The sequence below is a fragment of the Paenibacillus antibioticophila genome, assembly GCF_000455265.1.
Lineage (GTDB): Bacteria > Bacillota > Bacilli > Paenibacillales > Paenibacillaceae > Fontibacillus > Fontibacillus antibioticophila.
In genome coordinates this window covers 307,079-324,693 of sequence record NZ_HG005142.1, presented here as the reverse complement: position 1 = coordinate 324,693, position 17,615 = coordinate 307,079, and the positions used below count along the sequence as shown (strand labels likewise).

At 52.7% G+C, this 17,615-nt stretch carries 10 protein-coding genes and 1 pseudogene; 9 read left to right on the top strand and 2 right to left on the bottom strand.

Going from position 1 to position 17,615, the window contains the following annotated elements; genetic code table 11:
- Positions 1-4: 4 nt before the first annotated feature.
- Positions 5-1,783: a sensor histidine kinase gene (locus TX85_RS21830; protein WP_233500824.1), complete on the bottom strand. Its 1,779-nt coding sequence runs from the start codon at positions 1,781-1,783 to the stop codon at positions 5-7.
- 286 nt (positions 1,784-2,069) lie between these two features.
- On the opposite strand from TX85_RS21830, the gene TX85_RS21825 reads away from it, so the two are divergent.
- The 7 genes and pseudogenes from TX85_RS21825 to TX85_RS21795 all read left to right on the top strand — a co-directional run bounded on the left by TX85_RS21825 (position 2,070) and on the right by TX85_RS21795 (position 11,421).
- The gene (locus TX85_RS21825; RefSeq protein WP_044482176.1) at positions 2,070-3,419 is read left to right on the top strand and encodes an ABC transporter substrate-binding protein; all 1,350 of its coding nucleotides are present in this window, start codon (positions 2,070-2,072) and stop codon (positions 3,417-3,419) included.
- 237 nt (positions 3,420-3,656) lie between these two features.
- Positions 3,657-4,595: a carbohydrate ABC transporter permease gene (locus TX85_RS21820; protein WP_044481976.1), complete on the top strand. Its 939-nt coding sequence runs from the start codon at positions 3,657-3,659 to the stop codon at positions 4,593-4,595.
- Positions 4,596-4,610: 15 nt separating this feature from the next.
- On the top strand, positions 4,611-5,450 hold the full coding sequence (locus TX85_RS21815; RefSeq protein ID WP_044481975.1) for a carbohydrate ABC transporter permease: 840 nt from the start codon (positions 4,611-4,613) through the stop codon (positions 5,448-5,450).
- A 49-nt stretch (positions 5,451-5,499) separates the two neighbouring features.
- A complete protein-coding gene (locus TX85_RS21810; protein ID WP_044481974.1) occupies positions 5,500-7,314 on the top strand; it encodes a heparinase II/III family protein in 1,815 nt (604 codons plus the stop codon).
- 198 nt (positions 7,315-7,512) lie between these two features.
- Positions 7,513-8,650: pseudogene (locus TX85_RS21805) on the top strand (glycoside hydrolase family 88 protein).
- A gap of 39 nt (positions 8,651-8,689) precedes the next feature.
- Positions 8,690-10,534, top strand: coding sequence for a DUF2264 domain-containing protein (locus tag TX85_RS21800; protein WP_044481973.1), 1,845 nt, complete (start codon positions 8,690-8,692; stop codon positions 10,532-10,534).
- Positions 10,535-10,650: 116 nt separating this feature from the next.
- The gene (locus TX85_RS21795) at positions 10,651-11,421 is read left to right on the top strand and encodes an inositol monophosphatase family protein (RefSeq protein WP_044481972.1); all 771 of its coding nucleotides are present in this window, start codon (positions 10,651-10,653) and stop codon (positions 11,419-11,421) included.
- An 822-nt stretch (positions 11,422-12,243) separates the two neighbouring features.
- On the opposite strand, the gene TX85_RS21790 is transcribed toward TX85_RS21795, so the two are convergent.
- A complete protein-coding gene (locus TX85_RS21790) occupies positions 12,244-14,358 on the bottom strand; it encodes a bacterio-opsin activator (protein WP_233500823.1) in 2,115 nt (704 codons plus the stop codon).
- 154 nt (positions 14,359-14,512) lie between these two features.
- On the opposite strand from TX85_RS21790, the gene TX85_RS25535 reads away from it, so the two are divergent.
- Both TX85_RS25535 and TX85_RS27790 read left to right on the top strand, forming a co-directional pair.
- A complete protein-coding gene (locus tag TX85_RS25535; protein WP_049895157.1) occupies positions 14,513-17,368 on the top strand; it encodes an S-layer homology domain-containing protein in 2,856 nt (951 codons plus the stop codon).
- Positions 17,369-17,396: 28 nt separating this feature from the next.
- Positions 17,397-17,615: hypothetical protein (locus tag TX85_RS27790; protein ID WP_222860721.1), on the top strand; the 219-nt coding region annotated here is incomplete at its 3' end.

The following is a 17,615-nucleotide window of genomic DNA, read 5'->3' as shown; positions in this document are numbered from 1 at the left end:
GGGATTAGAGAAGATCTTTGCGAAAAGGGAGACGGAGCATCATCTTCGTATATTGGTTCGGTATGCTCTGAATGGACAAACCGTAGTTCTCTCCGAATGTCAGCCTGAGCCGTTCATGCACACTTCGAAGCCCCATGTTCTCAAGCAGCCCGTTGGCACCCTGTTCGCCGGAAGAGAAGACCTTGGCAATGCTCTCTTCACTCATCCCTATGCCGTTATCCGCGAGACTGACCTGAATATCGTTCGGCGCACAGCGTTCTATAGACAGGATGATATCTCCCTTGCCCTTTGGTTCAATGCCATGGAAGATCGCATTCTCGACCAAAGGCTGAAGCGTAAAGCGCGGAATCAGACAATGCAGCAGCTCCTCCTCCTCGATATGCTTCTCCAAGGTAATATTGCTCCCATAGCGGTATCCTTGAATTAGAAAATAATCATCCAGCAGTGCTATTTCGTCGCGAAGCGGCACCAGCTTCCGCGGGTCCTTGGCAATACTGCGAAGCAGCCTCGACAGGGAGGTCGTCATTTCGGCGATTCCTGTTGCATTCTGAAGCGTAGCCATCCATTTAATCGAATTGAGTGTATTGTATAGAAAATGGGGGTTAATCTGGCTCTGCAGCATCTGGTATTCCAGGTCTTGCTTCTGCTTCTCATCCGCCAGACGCTTCTCCATCAAGGTCACAATATCCTGGGATAAGCGATTAATCCCTCTTCCCACATCCCCCAGCTCACTGTTCCACTCAATATTGCGGTCGATCAGAAAGTTTCCTTGCGCAATCTTGTCGATGCGTTTCTTCAGCTTCTCCACCGGCAGACTGATCGTCCGGGTCAGATAATAAGTGATGATAGCGCTAAGAACAATAACCAGAATAACGACGCCGAGGACCATCAGCAGCCAGATATTCACTTGGGGCACAAACTGCTGCCTGGACAAGGTCTGTGTCAGCGTTACCCCGGTACGAACCGGGTAGGAGACGGCCACTTGGGATTTACCATCAGCAGTGAACAACAGCAGATCAGTGAGTTGCGCACTGCTATCCTCCTGCTCATAGGCGGAAATAAGGAACTCGGAGGGCGCTGGCCCGATTTTTCCTTCAGAAATAGAGTAATATTGATCTCCCAGCTTCAAAAATAACTGTGCTCCCTCCGGCAGCGCATATCCCCGAAGCTTATCCGTAACTACGCTGACATTGGCCAGCAGATAGACCGTTCCGATCCGAACCGAACGATCTCCATAGATGGGAAGCACGAAAGGAATGGTGCTTGTATTGGACAGCGGGTCGGCAATTACCCGCTCCCATTCCTCATAGGAATCCTCCGTCAGCCCTGGAAGCGTACTAATATTGTGTATATTCAAGGGAAGGGAGGTGCCTACAGCATTGTCCACCTGCAGAAATTTGCTGTTATGATCCGTGACGATAATTCTCCGTACATAGCCGTTGGATGGATTCACCCGGAAAGCCTCCTGCATGGCATTAAAGGCTTTAACCGCATCCATAGGGCTTGCCTCCGGAGAAGTGAAATATTGCTTCAGCAAAGAATTCGTAGACGAATTGGTGCTGGAGTTCATCGCCAGAACGGATAAATTCAGCAGGTCCTGCTCTATGATATGTGACACCAGTTGTAAATTGAATTCGGTTGCTTGAATAGTAGTCTTACGCTGGAAATACGAGATCAGCTCGTAGCTGACGTAGGACATCAGTGTGGCGATGAGCAGTGCAAAGCCGGCCATCAGCAGGATAATACGCGTCTTAACGGTAGACCTTCTCTTCGTAGAGCTCACCTCTTCAAATAGAGAGTAAAACGCTTTCAATCATATATTTAACATACCATGTTTCAGCTACCCCGTCACAGAAGGGAGAATAGAAACGAGAAAAATTACAGGTTTATCAACCAATTTTGCAGGTTCATCTTCCGGACATTTTATAAGACAATAGAATTTGGAAGTGTTTCGGATGAAAAATGTATGCCCTTTCATAGGGATATCCGCTACGATAATTGCAGAGTTCGAAATTTCGAATTCGATTCAGAACAAACACACTGAAGGAAGAGGGGTTAAAAGCATGGGAATGAAAAAGATATTTGGACTTACCCTGACCGTGATCCTTTCAATCGGCTTGCTTGCAGGCTGCGGCGGCAATAACAACAAGACGGTAAATTCGGCTGACCCGGCACCGAACAATTCTGCAAACGCTGTCAACAAGGCGGAGGAGGACAATAACGCAAGTCAGGAGCCTGTGACATTGAAGTGGGCGTTATGGGATTGGGAAGCGACAGCTTACTACCAGCCGCTGATTGACGCTTATAAGGAAATAAACCCGCAAGTCACCATCGAGTACGTGGATCTAGGGTCTACCGACTATATGACCATGTTGAGCACGCAGCTCTCCGGAGGCGCGGATCTGGATATCCTGACCATCAAGGATATTCCCGGGTATGCCAACCTGGTGAAGCAGAATCATCTGGAGCCGCTCAAGGGCTACATGGGTGAACAGAGCATTGATCCTGCCCAATACGGCGGGACCGTGGAGCAAATCGAAGTGGACGGTGAAGTATATGCCCTCCCGTTCCGCAGCGATTTCTGGGTAGTGTACTACAATAAGGATTTATTCGATAAAGCAGGTGTTCCTTACCCTGACAACGATATGACCTTGACCGAATACGACGAGTTGGCCAGAAAGCTAACCTCGGGAAGCGGTGCGGAGAAGGTATACGGAGGACATTATCATACGTGGCGAAGCGCGGTGCAACTGTTTGGCATCCTGGATGGTCAGAATACGATTATTGATGGTCAATACGACTTCCTGAAGCCGACCTATGAACTCATTTTGAAAGAGCAGGAAGACGGCATTGTGATGGACTATGCCACATTGAAAACCTCCAGCACCCATTATTCCGGTGTATTCTACAACAACTCGGTAGCGATGATGAACATGGGCAGCTGGTTTATTGCGACACAGATTGAAAAGGTGAAGAGCGGAGAATCCCAGGCAACCAATTGGGGAATTGTGAAATACCCTCATCCGGACGGTGTCGAAGCGGGAACAACACTGGGCACGATCACTTCCCTGGCAGTCAATCAGAAGTCCAAAAATAAGGATGCGGCGCTGGACTTCATGAAGTTTGTCACCGGAGCGAACGGGGCGGCGGTTATCGCCTCCACAGGCACGATCCCGGCTATTAAAACCGATGAGGTTGTCAATTCAATCGCTTCTATTGATGGCTTCCCTTCGGATGAGAACAGCAAGGCAGCGCTGACTACGGCGAAGACTTATCTGGAAATGCCGCTGCATGAAAAGAGTGCAGATATCGAGGTTGTGCTCAACGAGGTACATGACAGCATCATGACCAAGAACACGACCATAGATAAAGGTCTGGAGGATATGACCACCCGAGTGCAGCAGGTGCTGAATAACTAACTGGTGAGGTATGCCCCAGCTCCCCGCAAAGAAACGGATCAGGCTGAAGAGCTGTTCGCGCTTTGCGGGGTTTCTTGTCTCAAGGCAATATAGGTTGAACTGAGCAGCCGTAGCAGGCAAGAGTGTGAAATCAGAGAAATCTGCGAACAACAGCGATCGTAAGAACATTTCACACGGCTGCCCTCAACAGCACATTAATTAGTTCAACCTATATTGCCACACATAGGAGGAGGAAACATGCAGAACGAAACTGTGATTAGCACGGGCAAGCCGCCAAAGACGGGCGTCTCCAAGAGCGTGAAGGAGCACCTTGTCGCCTACAGCTTCATTGCCCCGAACTTTATCGGATTTGCCTTGTTTACATTGGTGCCCATGATTTTTGCTTTTGTGCTGGCGTTTGTCAAATGGGACGGAGCCAACCCGATGGACTACGTTGGATTGAAGAACTTTAACCGCCTGATTCAGGACCCGACATTCCACAAGGCTTTATGGAACACGATTATCTATACGATCGGCGTAGTTCCGCTCACCATGGTTTGTGCGCTTGGACTGGCTATTTTACTGAATCAGAAAATTTTGGGCCGAAATATCATGAGAACGGTCTTCTTTTTCCCGTATGTGGCTTCTCTCGTTGCCGTAGCCGCTGTATGGAACTTCATCTTCAGCCCGACGATGGGACCGATCAACAATATTTTGCATGCCATAACCGGAATTCCAATAGAGGAGCTGCCGCGGTGGGCTGCGGATAAGGATTGGGCGATGTTCACCGTAGTCCTGTTTACCGTATGGAAAAATATGGGTTACTATATGGTGATTTACCTGGCAGGTCTGCAGGGTGTGAACCCGGAGCTGTATGAAGCTGCCGAACTGGATGGGGCAAACGCGTGGAAAAGATTCCGCAATGTTACCATTCCACAGCTGGCTCCAACCACGTTCTTCGTATTGATGATCCTGATTATTAACTCCTTCAAGGTGTACGACATCTTCATCAATTTGTTTGCTGGTGCGGATAACCAGCTTAACGATTCCACCCGGGTATTGGTGTATCAGATTTATAACACCGCATTCCGTTCGCTGGACTACGGCTATGCCAGTGCGATGGCGATCGTGTTGTTCCTGCTGGTTCTGGGCATCACCATTGTTCAATTCCGCGGTGAGAAGAAATACGGACAATAGGAGGATGACAGAGACATGGTAGGATCCAACAAAACCTTAAAATTCGGCGCGCTGATGCTCGCCTATCTTTTATTAATCGTCGTCGTACTGTGCATGCTTGTTCCTTATGCCTGGATGCTGTCATCCTCGCTGAAGCTGAATAAAGACGTGTTTACCTTCCCCATGCAGTGGATCCCGGAGCTGCCGCGGTGGGCGAACTATGTGGACATCTGGACCAAAATACCGCTGGGCAGATTCATCTATAACACGGCGAAGCTTTCTATTATCGTCACGGTCCTCCAGCTGCTGACCTCCAGCTTTGCCGCTTATGCGTTCTCCAAGCTTCAGTTTAAAGGAAAGAACGTTCTGTTTCTGGGCTACATCGCGACAATTGCTATCCCTTGGCAGGCTTACATGGTGCCGCAGTTCATTCTGATGCGTTCGATGGGGCTGAACAATACGCATCTGGCTATTATATTGCTTCAGGCCTTTTCCGCTTTCGGAGTCTTCCTGATGCGCCAGTTCTATCAAAGCATCCCCGATGAACTATGTGAAGCCGCACGGATTGACGGGCTGAGCGAATATGGAATCTGGGCCAGAATCATGCTGCCTCTTTCCAAGCCGGCTTTGTCGACGTTAACCATCTTTACCTTTGTCTCTACATGGAATGACTTCCTAGGCCCGATGATCTATCTGACCAAGACGGAGCTGAAGACGATCCAGATCGGCTTGCGGATGTTCATCTCCCAATATTCTGCGGAATATGGATTAATCATGGCAGCTAGCGTCATTTCGATTATCCCGGTGCTGATCGTGTTCCTAGGCTTGCAGAAATATTTTGTACAGGGCGTCGCCTCTTCAGGGATTAAAGGTTAACAGGCTGCGAATGCAGAAATAGTTACCAAAGAGGTGAAAAACATTAGAGGTGAAAAACATTGAACTGCAGGCCATCAGTCTCGGCTTTTATTATCCCGGGGGAGATGCAGAAGCCTTCTGGAGCAAGGTGCGGAGCAGCCCGGAATATGCGGGCGATCTGGCGGAGATCAGAGCGGAGGGGAAAAGGCTGCTGGCTGCCCCTGCTCAGGAGCTGAGCTACTCGACCTTTTCCCTTTTTCATACGCAGGGCTCCCGGCTGGAATTCGAACAGATTTATTTTGAAAAAAGAAGGCGGCTGAATACCTTCGCACTCCTTAGTCTGCTTGAGCCAGAATCCGAGTGTTATCATACGGCCTTACTGGATGCGATCTGGTCGATCGGCAGTGAATTGACCTGGTGCCTTCCTGCTCATGTCAGTCTCGATAAATCGGTTAGCGCGGAGATTGATCTGTTCCTGGCGGAGACAGGCTTTACGCTGGCCGAGCTCCGGCTGCTTCTTGGTGACCGGCTGCCTGAGATTCTGCGCTCGCGGATCGCTGAATTGGTTGAAGAGCGCCTGTTCCGCCCGTTACTGGAGCAGGGACCCTATAGCTGGGAGGAGGCGGAGCATAATTGGTCTGCGGTCTGTGCGGGCTCGATCGGCTCGGCGGCGCTGCTGCTGCTGGACTCGGAGGAAGATGCCGGACGTCTGGCCCGGATCTTGGAGAAGACAGAACGGAGCATGGAGTTTTATTTGCGCGGCTTCGGAAAGGATGGGGCCTGTCTGGAAGGCTTGGGCTACTGGAATTATGGATTCGGTTATTTCATCTACTATGCCGATTTGCTGCTCAAGCGAAGCGGAGGACAGCAGGACTGGTTTCAAAGGGAGCAGGTGCGCAGTATTGCGGGTTTTCAGCAAAAATGCTTTCTCGGCGGCGATGCCGTCGCCAATTTTTCAGACGCCTTGCCGCATGCGGCCGTTCATTTAGGCCTTTCCCAGTACCTTTCCTCCAAGTATGAAGAGGTGCAGTCTCCCCCGCTCCGGTTGCGTGCGGATTATCGGGACGATCATTGCAGCCGCTGGGCCCCGGCACTCCGGAATCTATTGTGGCGGGAGGAGTGCGAGGCGAGGAGCGACTGGGGTCCGATCGATGTCTATCTTGAGGATGCGGGCTGGTTCGTGTCAAGGGTGGCCGCAGATGCGGGTGTGTTCGGATGGGCGGCGAAGGGCGGTCATAATGATGAGCCGCACAATCACCATGATCTTGGCCAGTTTATGCTGGCCCATGACGGTGAATTTTATCTCTCGGATCTTGGCTGCGGAGAATATACGAAGGATTATTTTCGTGATGAAGGCAGATATGACTACGCTTGTAACGGTGCGCAAGGACACGCTGTTCCGATCATTAACGGTGTTCTTCAGGCAGCGGGGCGTAGCAGACAGGCGCAGATCCGGGAAGCGAAAATTACCGATAAGGAAGACAAGCTGATGATGGAGCTATCCTCCGCTTATCCGCTGGATGAATTAACATCGTTTACCCGCTCCTGGAGCTGGCATAAGTCCAAGCTTCCGAACCTGGCTCTTCAGGATGAATTCCGGTTCAAGGCTGCTCCCGGCTCGTTGACGGAACGCTTTGTCACGCTTCTTCCTCCTGTCCTTGCAGCCGAGAGCGGATTGATTGTCCTGCCCGGCCGGGAGGGAAAAGCCGCGCTGGAGCTTCGTTACGATGCGGATTTGCTGCGGCCGGAGATAAGCAGGCGGACATTCCGTGATCACTTTGGCAGGGATGCGGTTTGGTACACCGTGGATTTTCATGCCCTTCAGCTGAAGCGGACCATGAGATTTCAATTTCAGTTTCAATTTGTTCTATATAAATTGAAATGAAGAAGCTACGCACAGAAAGGGCTAAGTGTAAAGAGTTCTGAAGAAGCGGCAGCGTTCGCCTTTGTGAGCGGATTTCTTCCTTTACATGGCCTAGTTCAATCTAAGAAACTCGCGAACAACAGTGATCGTAAGAACACTTTACACGTTGCCTCCAGTGCATGATCATTAGTTGAACTTATATAGAGAAAGAAACGGAGGATGTGGCGAATGACTAAGCAAGCGGCATGGATTGATGAAGCATGGGAGCGCTCCCTGAAGAAGACCGTGCAGAATGCGGCCCGAATCGGATCGGGCTTTCCCCATGCAAGTCAGGGCGGCACCTATGATCTGGCAAGTCCCGGGTGGTGGACCGCCGGCTTCTGGCCAGGCCTGCTGTGGGTGTTGCACAGCGGAAGCGGCCATGATGAGCTGAAAAAGCTGGCGGAGGAATGCGAAGCGAAGCTGGATAGTGTGCTGGATGGTTATGTGACATTGGATCATGATCTTGGCTTCATGTGGACATTGACCAGTGTGATGAATTACAAGCTGACGGGAAATGAGACCTCCCGCATTCGGGCGTTGAAGGCTGCAAACTATTTGGCGGCGCGCTTCAATCTGAAAGGGAGATATATTCGTGCATGGAATCCCTGGCAGGAAGGAGAACGTAATGAGGGAATCGCCATTATCGATTGCTGTATGAATATGCCGCTATTGTTCTGGGCTTCCCGGGTAAGCGGCGATCCTCGTTACGCCCGATATTGCCGAGGCCCATCTGGATACGGTAGTCAAGCATTTCCTCCGGGAGGATGGCTCGGTCTACCATATCGTCCGCTTTGATCCGCATACCGGAGAAAGGCTGGAAGGACTGGGAGGCCAAGGCTATGCGGCGGAGTCGGCCTGGTCACGCGGCGCGGCCTGGGCGATCTACGGTCTTGCTCTAGGCTACCATCATACCGGAAAGCAGGAGTATTTAGCAGCAGCACAGCGTGCCGCCAACTTCTTCCTCAGCCGGTTGCCGGAGGATCATGTCCCCGCATGGGACTTCAGAGCGCCTGAAGAATTGCTGAATTTGCGCGATTCATCTGCCGGCTCTTGTGCGGCCTGCGGCCTGCTGTTGCTGTCCGCCCAACTGGATGGAGCAGATGCAGCCGTCTATGAGACGGGAGCCGTGCGAATCCTGGAATCTCTCTACAAAAATTATGGAGCCTGGGAAGAGAAGGAGGAAGGTCTGCTTCTTCATGGAACCAGCAATTACCCGCAAGGGACGAACATCGATGTTCCGCTCATCTATGGCGATTACTACTTTGTAGAGGGCTTGGCGAGGCTAAAAGGCTTGAATACGCTCTGCTGGGAATAAGGCTAGGGAGATACGGAGCATGGAAAGGAGATATCCTTAATGGTGGAAATCCTGAATTCGATTGAACGGAATCCGCTGAAAACCCGGCAGGAGGTCCAGGAAGCACTGCGCCAGCTGGTTCGCCCGCTCAAGCCGCTGTATGAGCTGGGGGGAAGTCGCCTGCCGATCAAAGGCAGCAGTGCGGGATATGGAGAGAAACTCGCCGGCATGGAAGGCTTTTCGCGCATCCTATGGGGGATTGTCCCTGACCTGGCAGGAGGAGGCACGAAGGAGCTGTGGGCAGATTGTCTGCAAGGTATCCTGAACGGCACGGATCCAGAGCATGATCAATATTGGGGAGAGGTTGGCGATTATGATCAGCGTCTGGTGGAGATGGCCGTTCTCGGTCTCGCCCTTTGCCTGATCCCCGAGATAATCTGGGAGCCCCTCAATGAGCGGGAACGCCAGCATCTCTACCGATGGCTCAATCAGATGAACAGCCACCCATGTCATGATTGCAACTGGTTGTTCTTCAACGTGATGGTCAATATGGGTTTCTATAAAATCGGGGAGCCTTATGACAAAGAGCAAATGGAGCGAAACCTGTGGCGGATCGAGGAATTTGACCTTGGCGGAGGGTGGTATAGTGACGGTATCGGAGGGCACGGCGACTATTACGTGCCTTTCGCCATGCACTATTACGGGCTAGTCTACGCCAAGCTGATGGAACAGGAAGATCCTGAACGCTGTAGTCGCTTCAAGCAAAGAGCACTTGAATTTGCAGCGGATTTTATTCACTGGTTCTCACCGGATGGCTCGGCAATCGCTTATGGAAGAAGTATGACCTACCGGTTTGCCCAAGCCGCTTTCTGGAGCGCGTTGGCGTATGCGGGGGCTTATAATGAGATATTTACACCAGGTGTTGTAAAAGGATTGGTACTGCGGAATCTGCGCTGGTGGTTCAGCAAGCCCATTTTCGATGCCGGCGGAATTCTGACGGTGGGTTATGCGTATCCGAATTTGATCATGGCCGAGAATTATAATTCGCCAGGCTCCCCTTATTGGGCGTTAAAGACGTTTCTTATCCTAGCGATCGGCGAAAAGGAACTCTTCTGGAAGCAAGAAGAGCAGGAGCTGCCAAATCTTCCGGCGCTGTCTGTGCAGCCGGAGCCTCATCTGGTGCTATGCCGAGAGGAGGAGACAGGTCATGTCACAGCGTTCAATACCGGGCATCTCTCAACAAATGAGCATACGCATACCTCGGCAAAGTATGAGAAGTTTGCCTACTCGAGTGTCTTTGGCTTCAGCGTGCCGCGAGCGGAATGGGGCTTGGGACAGTCGGCAACAGATTCCATGCTGGGCTTGAGCGAGCGGGACAATCTCTATCGCGTTCGCAGAAAGAACGAGGAGACCTGGATTCAAGGTCATGTCCTGTATGCCCGGTGGCTTCCGTGGCGTGATGTTGAGGTGCGGACATGGATCCTGGCAGGATTGCCGTGGCATATTCGCATCCATCGAATTGTAACGGCGCATCCGCTGGATGCCGCAGAGGGCGGATTCGCCCTGGGGATTCAGGACCCGCCTGCTGTCGAAGAGGGTGATAAGCAGGTAACGGCAAGGAATTCTATCGGGTGCTCAGCGGTATACGGACTCGTTGGTTACAGTAGTGCCGTTGCAGTTTATCCGAATGCCGACACTAATCTGTTGCATCCCCGCACGATCTTGCCTACTTTGACTGCAATTTTAGAGCCGGGCACGCATTTATTGATATCTGCCGTCTATGGTCAAGCTGGTGAAGCGGAAATGCCGGAGCTTGCAGAAGCGCTTGAGGCATTGGGAGTTCGTATTGGAGATGGAAAGGCAGCAGTCACGCTAGCCAATGGAGAAATCCTGAACATAAGTTGAAGTGAGGAAGGTTGAAGTAACCGTATTTCGGCCTGATCCTGAAAGAAACCTTTGGTATTTGGACCACATTGACAACCGGATTGTCAGTTACCGGAATGGTGGAGGAGGCGTATAGCATGAATGACCTGGATGTATCGCGAGTGCTTGCCTGGCTGGAGACAGCGGCCCAAATGCTGCGGGATTCTTTTCAAGAAGAAAGGGAAATATCCCAGAAGACGGGCAATCTGGATTTGGTGACAGATATGGATCGCCGTATTGAACAGTTTCTGGTCAGCAACATCCGGGAGTTCTATCCCGAGGATCGTATTCTTGGTGAGGAAGGCACAGGAGACCAGGTTGTGGAAATGTCCGGTCGCGTATGGATTCTGGATCCCATTGATGGAACTATGAATTTTATCAAGCAGCAAGAGAACTTTGCCATCATGGTTGCGGTTGTGGAGAATGGGGCGGGCAAATGCGGCTTCATCTACGATTGCATGCGTGAACGTCTGATCTGGGGCGGACCGGATATGGGCTTATACTATAATGGTCAACCGCTTCAGCCGCCGCAGGATCAGGAGCTGAAGGACAGTCTGGTAGCGATCAATTGGCAGATGTTCGCAGATAATGTCTCGAATGTGCAGGCCCTGGCCTGGGGAAGCTGCGGCGTCCGGATTCAGAGCTGTGCGGGTACGGAGTTCATTCATTTGCTGCTAGGCAAGCAGTCGGTGTACGTCTCTAAGCTCGCTCCATGGGATTATGCAGCCGGACGGATTCTGTGCGAAGCGGCAGGTCTTCGCTGCTCAACCATCGAAGGAGCTCCACTGGCATGGCTGGAATCAATCAGGGGTGTGTTTGCAACGCCTCGGGCTTATGAAAGTGCGATACGCTTCCTGAATACGCAATAGCGTTTGTTTTTTAGCTGGTACCGATATTTCTTCGGTGCCAGTTGTTTTATTACGGCTTTAGCTAGTTGAGCTCGCGAAGCGGGCGAAACCGCCCGCTATGCGGGTGGAGGGAACAAAGGTTGAACCAACAGGATGACTGCTCCAGTTTATATTCAACTTATGGTAGCGGTTTAATTGTAAAAGCTACGCCTAATTTCTGAGCTTTGGCCCCTAATTTTAAAATAGCTGTATAGAGTACAGTTAGGTTCGCAAATCTCAGTCATCCTGATAAAAGAACAGACTTTTAGCTGTAGGTTGTACACTTAAACCTGTGAAATTTGGGAATGTCGAGGTTTTAGTTGTACTTCTTACAATTTTAGACGCAGTTTTGGCAACGGAGGGGACTTTGGAAGAGCTATGCTATCAGTTATTTATGTTTTATTTGCAGGATGAGGTTGTCTCGAAATTCAGAAGAATGCTAACGGTGGAGCAGTATGGAAATGTAGAGGCCTCCCAGCTTTTTAGCAACTTTTCATTGAGGAGCCGTTGGCCTATGAGGCCCGGCTATTCACCAGAGATGACAAATTAGCCAATTTTGATGCTATAGAGCAGGCCATTTCACGGTTTCAGAATTACACGCTGCTTGCTTTTGACACCGGCGGCCATATGATGGCGGGACATGAATAGGAAATTGATGCTGCATTGGATGCATTCGTTCAGAAAAATGATTGAATTGCAGATATGACGCCAAGAACCAAGGAGCTAAGCGAGAACAGATCGCTTAGCTCCTTGGCTTTTTAAGGAATACCTCATATAGATCCGATCTATTCAGTTCGTCTTGAACTAACTCTCCATTCCGGAAAGGGCCTGTGTCAGCACATGGCCCATATGCTCCAAGGCCTGCAGGCTATGGCGGTAAAACGTCGTTCGGCTCATGTGAAAATCGTCCGCCAGTTGGTTCTTGTTGCGATTCCTCTGTAGATAAACCGCTCTAAGGATACTCTGATCCAACTGGGTCAGCGGATAGGGCGTTTCGTTGGTCGTCAACATATTCTGCACGCAGTTCCGCACGTCAGAGCCGCGCAGTCCCAGCGTTTGCACAACCGGGAGCTGGTCCATTTCATCGCCGCTGAACAGCAGCTCCAAGATCTGTTTTGCCGCGCTTCCATCCACCTTCGCACGGGGCTCATTCCGGGAAATCAGCGCGGGAAGACCTGCGGGTCCGGTTTGCCGGATAATTTCTTTCACCCACTTGTCGAAGGCCTGATGCCGGAAGTCCAGTTCCCACCGGGTCAGTTCGCCCTCCGCTTCGGTACCGTTTAACTTGATGTGTCCCATCTTCTGAAAGCCAAGATTTTGGAACAGACCCTTGAGCTGCGGATCAGCTGTAATCATGATTCCCCGGAGTCCGCTGGTCATTTCAACTAACCATTGCCGCATCAGCAAAGCGCCCAATTCCTCCGGTCCATATAAGGGATGACGAACATCAACGGCAGCAAGCAGCACGCAAACTGTGTCGGTCAACTCCCGGGGGAGCGTCCGGAGAGTGACCTGCTCATCACTTAATAAAGCAAGAATGCCTGGGGCGTACCGATCCAGCATCGACAGGGTCGAACCATGCAGCCAGAATCCGGCGCAGAAGGCCAGCGGGGCCCCCGAATCATCGCGCACGACACAGATGCCTTCGGGGCTATACCGGGCGATATCGTCGAGCAATGCGGAGTACTCCTGCGCATGAACCAGCTCGGATTGCCAGTTCGTCGGCGAAATCGCCGCCGCCAGCAATTGTTGGAGGCTGTCGAGGTCTTCCGGGCGAAACGGCGTGTGGACTCCCGGGTTCAATGCAGTGGAGAAGTCAGCGTAAGCATGGGCAGACGGCAAAAACTCGCGGTACAGCTCCAGAATATGCGCAGCGATCCCCCTTTGCTGCCGGATATCCGCGAGGCGGAATTGCTCTGCCAATAGCTGGAACGCTTGCTGCCGCCGGACTTGGAACTGATCGGCATCCCTCTGGGCGAAATCGCTTCGCAGGAGCCCGGCGATCACGTGATGCAGCGTTAAGCCGCAGGCCGTTCTGCGGACGAATGACAGATTTCCAAGCGCATAGTAGCCGGCGGCCTCCAGCGGAGCATCTAGTATGCGATTTAGCGTCGCTTGATCCGCTGCCGGCAGCAGCGACAGGACCGATAAAGCCTGATACAAATCCGGAGAAGCCGCTTCCCGCAAAATATCGGCGCTCAGTCTGCCCGGAATCTCGCCAAGCCCTGCGCCGGCATCGGGATTGCTCTGCCGGGAATACAGCATATCTGCAGTCATTGCAAGGAGCAGGGGGAGCCCTTCGGTTTTCCGGGCGATTTCCGTCCGCAGCATGTCATCCAGGCCGCATCGGTGCAAATAGTCAAGCACTTCTGCGCGCGTTAATAACGATAAAGGAAATGCCTGGATGCGGTGTCCCCAATAAGGGCTGGTATGCCATTGAATGGGCAATCCGCCTCGCGAAGCCATGACGAACAGCACTTCGGCGCCGGTCAGTTTGGGAAGGAAGCTTGACATCAGCCATCCCTCAATCCCGGTTAGTCGTGAGCAATTATCGATCAACAACACGGAGCGTTGCCGGGTTAGCTCCCCGACCACGAAGGAGAGCAGGGGAAGGCCCGGCTCACGCTGTCTTCCGTACTCGATTTCCAGGCTCGCTTCGAGGCCGGATAAGAAAGCACCCGACGTCGCCAGCTCGCTTTGCCCATCCAGCCAAAGAGTGAGAATCCCGGCCTGCGCTGCGGCCTTCGTCATTTCTAACAGCAGCGTAGTTTTGCCGATTCCGCCAATTCCCGATACGTCGAACAGGCTTGTGGTCGAGTTTGAATCGGTCAGCCATTGCTTGAAGCTTGCCAGCTCCCGGGTAAAGCCGACGATGTGTCGGTGAGGGACGTACGGGCCACTCGTCGGTATCCATTCCAAGCCGATCACTCCTTATTCGTAGTTTATTAAAATTTGAAACAAAAATGAAACATCCAAAGATGGCTGCTATATTACACTATAAATTGTTTGGGCAGATGTTGTAACCATTCTTTATCCGGTAACTATTTTTTGATCATAGAAAGGGGCTTAACTCATGAAACGCTGTGTATCGTTTATTCTGGCCGTGATCCTCTTGGCGGTGCAATTCACCTCCGGGGAGACGCCTTCTGTGCATGCTGACGCTCCCTCGCCCCCGCCTGTCGTGGAAGGCTGGGTACAGGTATCAACGGCGGAGCAGCTTGTCTATATTAACCAGCATCAGCCCGACTATGTGGCTTCGAATATCCGGTTGATGAATGATATCGATTTAAGCGGGGTTGACTGGCTTCCGTTTGGCGGGAATGACAATGACGCCTTCAGTGGCACCTTTGACGGAAGGGGGCACCTGATTTCCGGGGTAGAGATCAACAGCGCCGATTGGGAGGATCCTAAACAGTACGAAAACGTCGGCTTCTTCGGAAAGGTCACCGGAACCGTGCAGCAACTGCAGCTGGCCGTTCAAATCAGCGGTGGTGCTAACACCGGCGGCGCAGCCGGCGTATTAACCGATGGGGGCAAGATTCTGCTTACGCAAGTAGCGGGCTCCGTTGCCAGCGTACCGGTGAGCGAAAACACCCATGTAACCGGAGGTCTGGTCGGTGTTGCGGTCAATTCGACCATTTCCCGCTCTTCCTCGGCAGCTGCGGTCATGGGCGGATATGCTTCAAATACCTACACAGGCGGCTTGGTCGGCTCCCAGGGCGCGGGGCTGATTGAGAATTCCTATGCCACCGGAGTCATCGAACTTCAGTCGTCAGAGGGGATGTTTATTTATTTCTCCGGCGGACTGACTGGCTTTATGATTTACGGCACGATCGTAGAAAGTTATGCTGCGGGCAAGGTGTCCATGGGTCATGGGAGTCCACACTCGGTAGTTGCCGGTGTTGTAGGGCATCTTTGGTCGGAGGCCAACGTTCTCCGCTCCCATTTTGATTCCGAAGCAACGGAGCAGTCCGTCGGCATCGCTGACGAAAGCGGCGGAACGGCCGAAGCCGCAGGACATTCTACGGCTGAGATGGTCCAAGCTGCGACCTATACCGGCTGGGACTTCGCGAATACCTGGGCGATCCATCCGGCGGTCAACGGCGGATACCCCTATCTGCGTCCGACGGTGCTTACGGAAGGCTTGGCAATGGCCCGGCAAGAGAGCGCCTATGTCCAGCAGCTTGAAGCTTATGATGGAGCAGGAGGCGGATTAGTCTGGCAAGCAACAGGTCTTCCGGAAGGACTCGCTCTTGACAGTACAGGCAAGTTGGAAGGGACGCCCCGGGAATCGGGCAGCTTTGATGTCACTGTCACGGTTACCGACGCCGGAGGTGCCTCCGCAGGGGTGACCCTTCGCTTGATGGTTGCCGAGCCTCCATCCCCGGAATTCGGCACGGTGACCGGTACGGTCTATGGTACTGGAAATATGCCGTTGCCCGGGGTAACGGTGACGGTTGACGCCTATGGGATAAGCGATACGACCCGCGCCAACGGCAGCTTTACATTGACGAACCTCCCGACCGGCCTGCAGACGGTGAAATTCCTTGCTGCGGGCTACAAGACACAGACCGCAAACGCAAACGTTGAAGCGGGAGCAAGCATTGATTTGGGCCGCATCGTCCTGGAGCCCAATGACCCGCCTGGCCCGCCTGCGGGCTCCGGAGGCTTTGGAGGTTCTGGAAGTTTAGGAGGTTCATACATTCCGGTGAAGCCTTTGGCCTCCAGTCAGCCGGATAAAGCCAAAATCAAAGCCGGGGGCCAAGAATTGCTTGTTGCCGTGACTCATGAGAAGGCAAGCGATGGCCGAGAGGTACAGCGATTTATTCTGGGTGACAGCGAACTATCTGCACTGTTCGCATCCGGAAGCGAGAGCACGCTTGAGATCGCCGCCCCCGCTCCCATCCTCAAAACCGACCTGCCGATGCAGGCGATTCGCGACATCCTGCGGCTACAGCCCGATGCTGTCCTGAGGGTCACGATGAACCGGGCAACCTACAGCTTGCCGCTGCGCCTGTGGAAGGGAGAACCCGGCACAGTCCTAACCGTTACGATCGCGGAAGCAGCGGAGCGGGATCTTTTGGAATTCGAATCGGCTTTAGCGAGATATGGCTACGAGGGACTCGCCGACCCTGTTGATTTTACGTTGGATATTGACGGGGAGGTCATCGCCGATTTTGCGGGAGCTTATGTGGAACGGGCGATTCGATTGGATACGGCGCCTGATCCGGCCCATGCAACGGTTGTTTGGGTTGATGAGGAAGAACGTCTGCATTTTGTTCCCGCCGTTTTTCGCGGGGATACTTCCAGTGCATACGTCGCTGTATTTTCGGCTCCTCACGATAGCCGATACGCCGTTGTTGGCACCGATCATGCCTTTGCCGATTTAGCGGGGCATTGGGCGGAAGCAGATGTTGAACTGCTCGCCAATAAGCTGATCTTGGACGGGAAGGGGGACGGTGCCTTTGATCCGGACGGCAGCGTAACCCGCGCCGAATTTGCAGCGATGCTGGCACGTTCACTGGGATTGGCTGCCCGGCCCGCAGTAATCGCCTTTTCCGACGTGCCTTCCGATGCATGGTATGCCGGCGAGATCAATGCCGCCGTTCAGGCAGGGCTGGCCGAAGGTTACGAGGATGGCACGTTCCGGCCGGGCGATCTGATCACCCGCGAGCAAATGGCGGTGATGCTTGCACACGCGGCGCAATTCGCAGGCGGCTTGCCGGCGGTCGAATCAGAGGCGCTGGGCCGCTTTCGCGACGCGTCGACTCTAGCCCGTTGGGCGGAAGAGCCGATGTCGGGCTTGTTGTCAGCGGGTCTGATTCAGGGAGTGGACGGAGGCCATCTCGCTCCGAAAGCAACAGCAACCCGGGCCCAAAGTGCCGTGATGCTGAGACGGCTGCTGGCTTATTTGAACTTCATCGATTAAGTGAGCGCCATGAAGTTATTTAGCTAGCGTGGGAGTTCATGCGAGGAAACAAATGCGCAAAAGCAGTTATTTAGCTGGCGTAGGAGCTCATGCGAGGAAACAAATGCGCAAAAGCAGTTATTTAGCCAGCGTGGGAGCACATGCGAGGAAACAAATGCGCAAAAGCAGTTGTTTTGCTGGCGTAAGAGCTCATGCGAGTAAACAAGTGCGCAAAAGCAGTTGTTTTGCTGGCGTAAGAGCACATGCG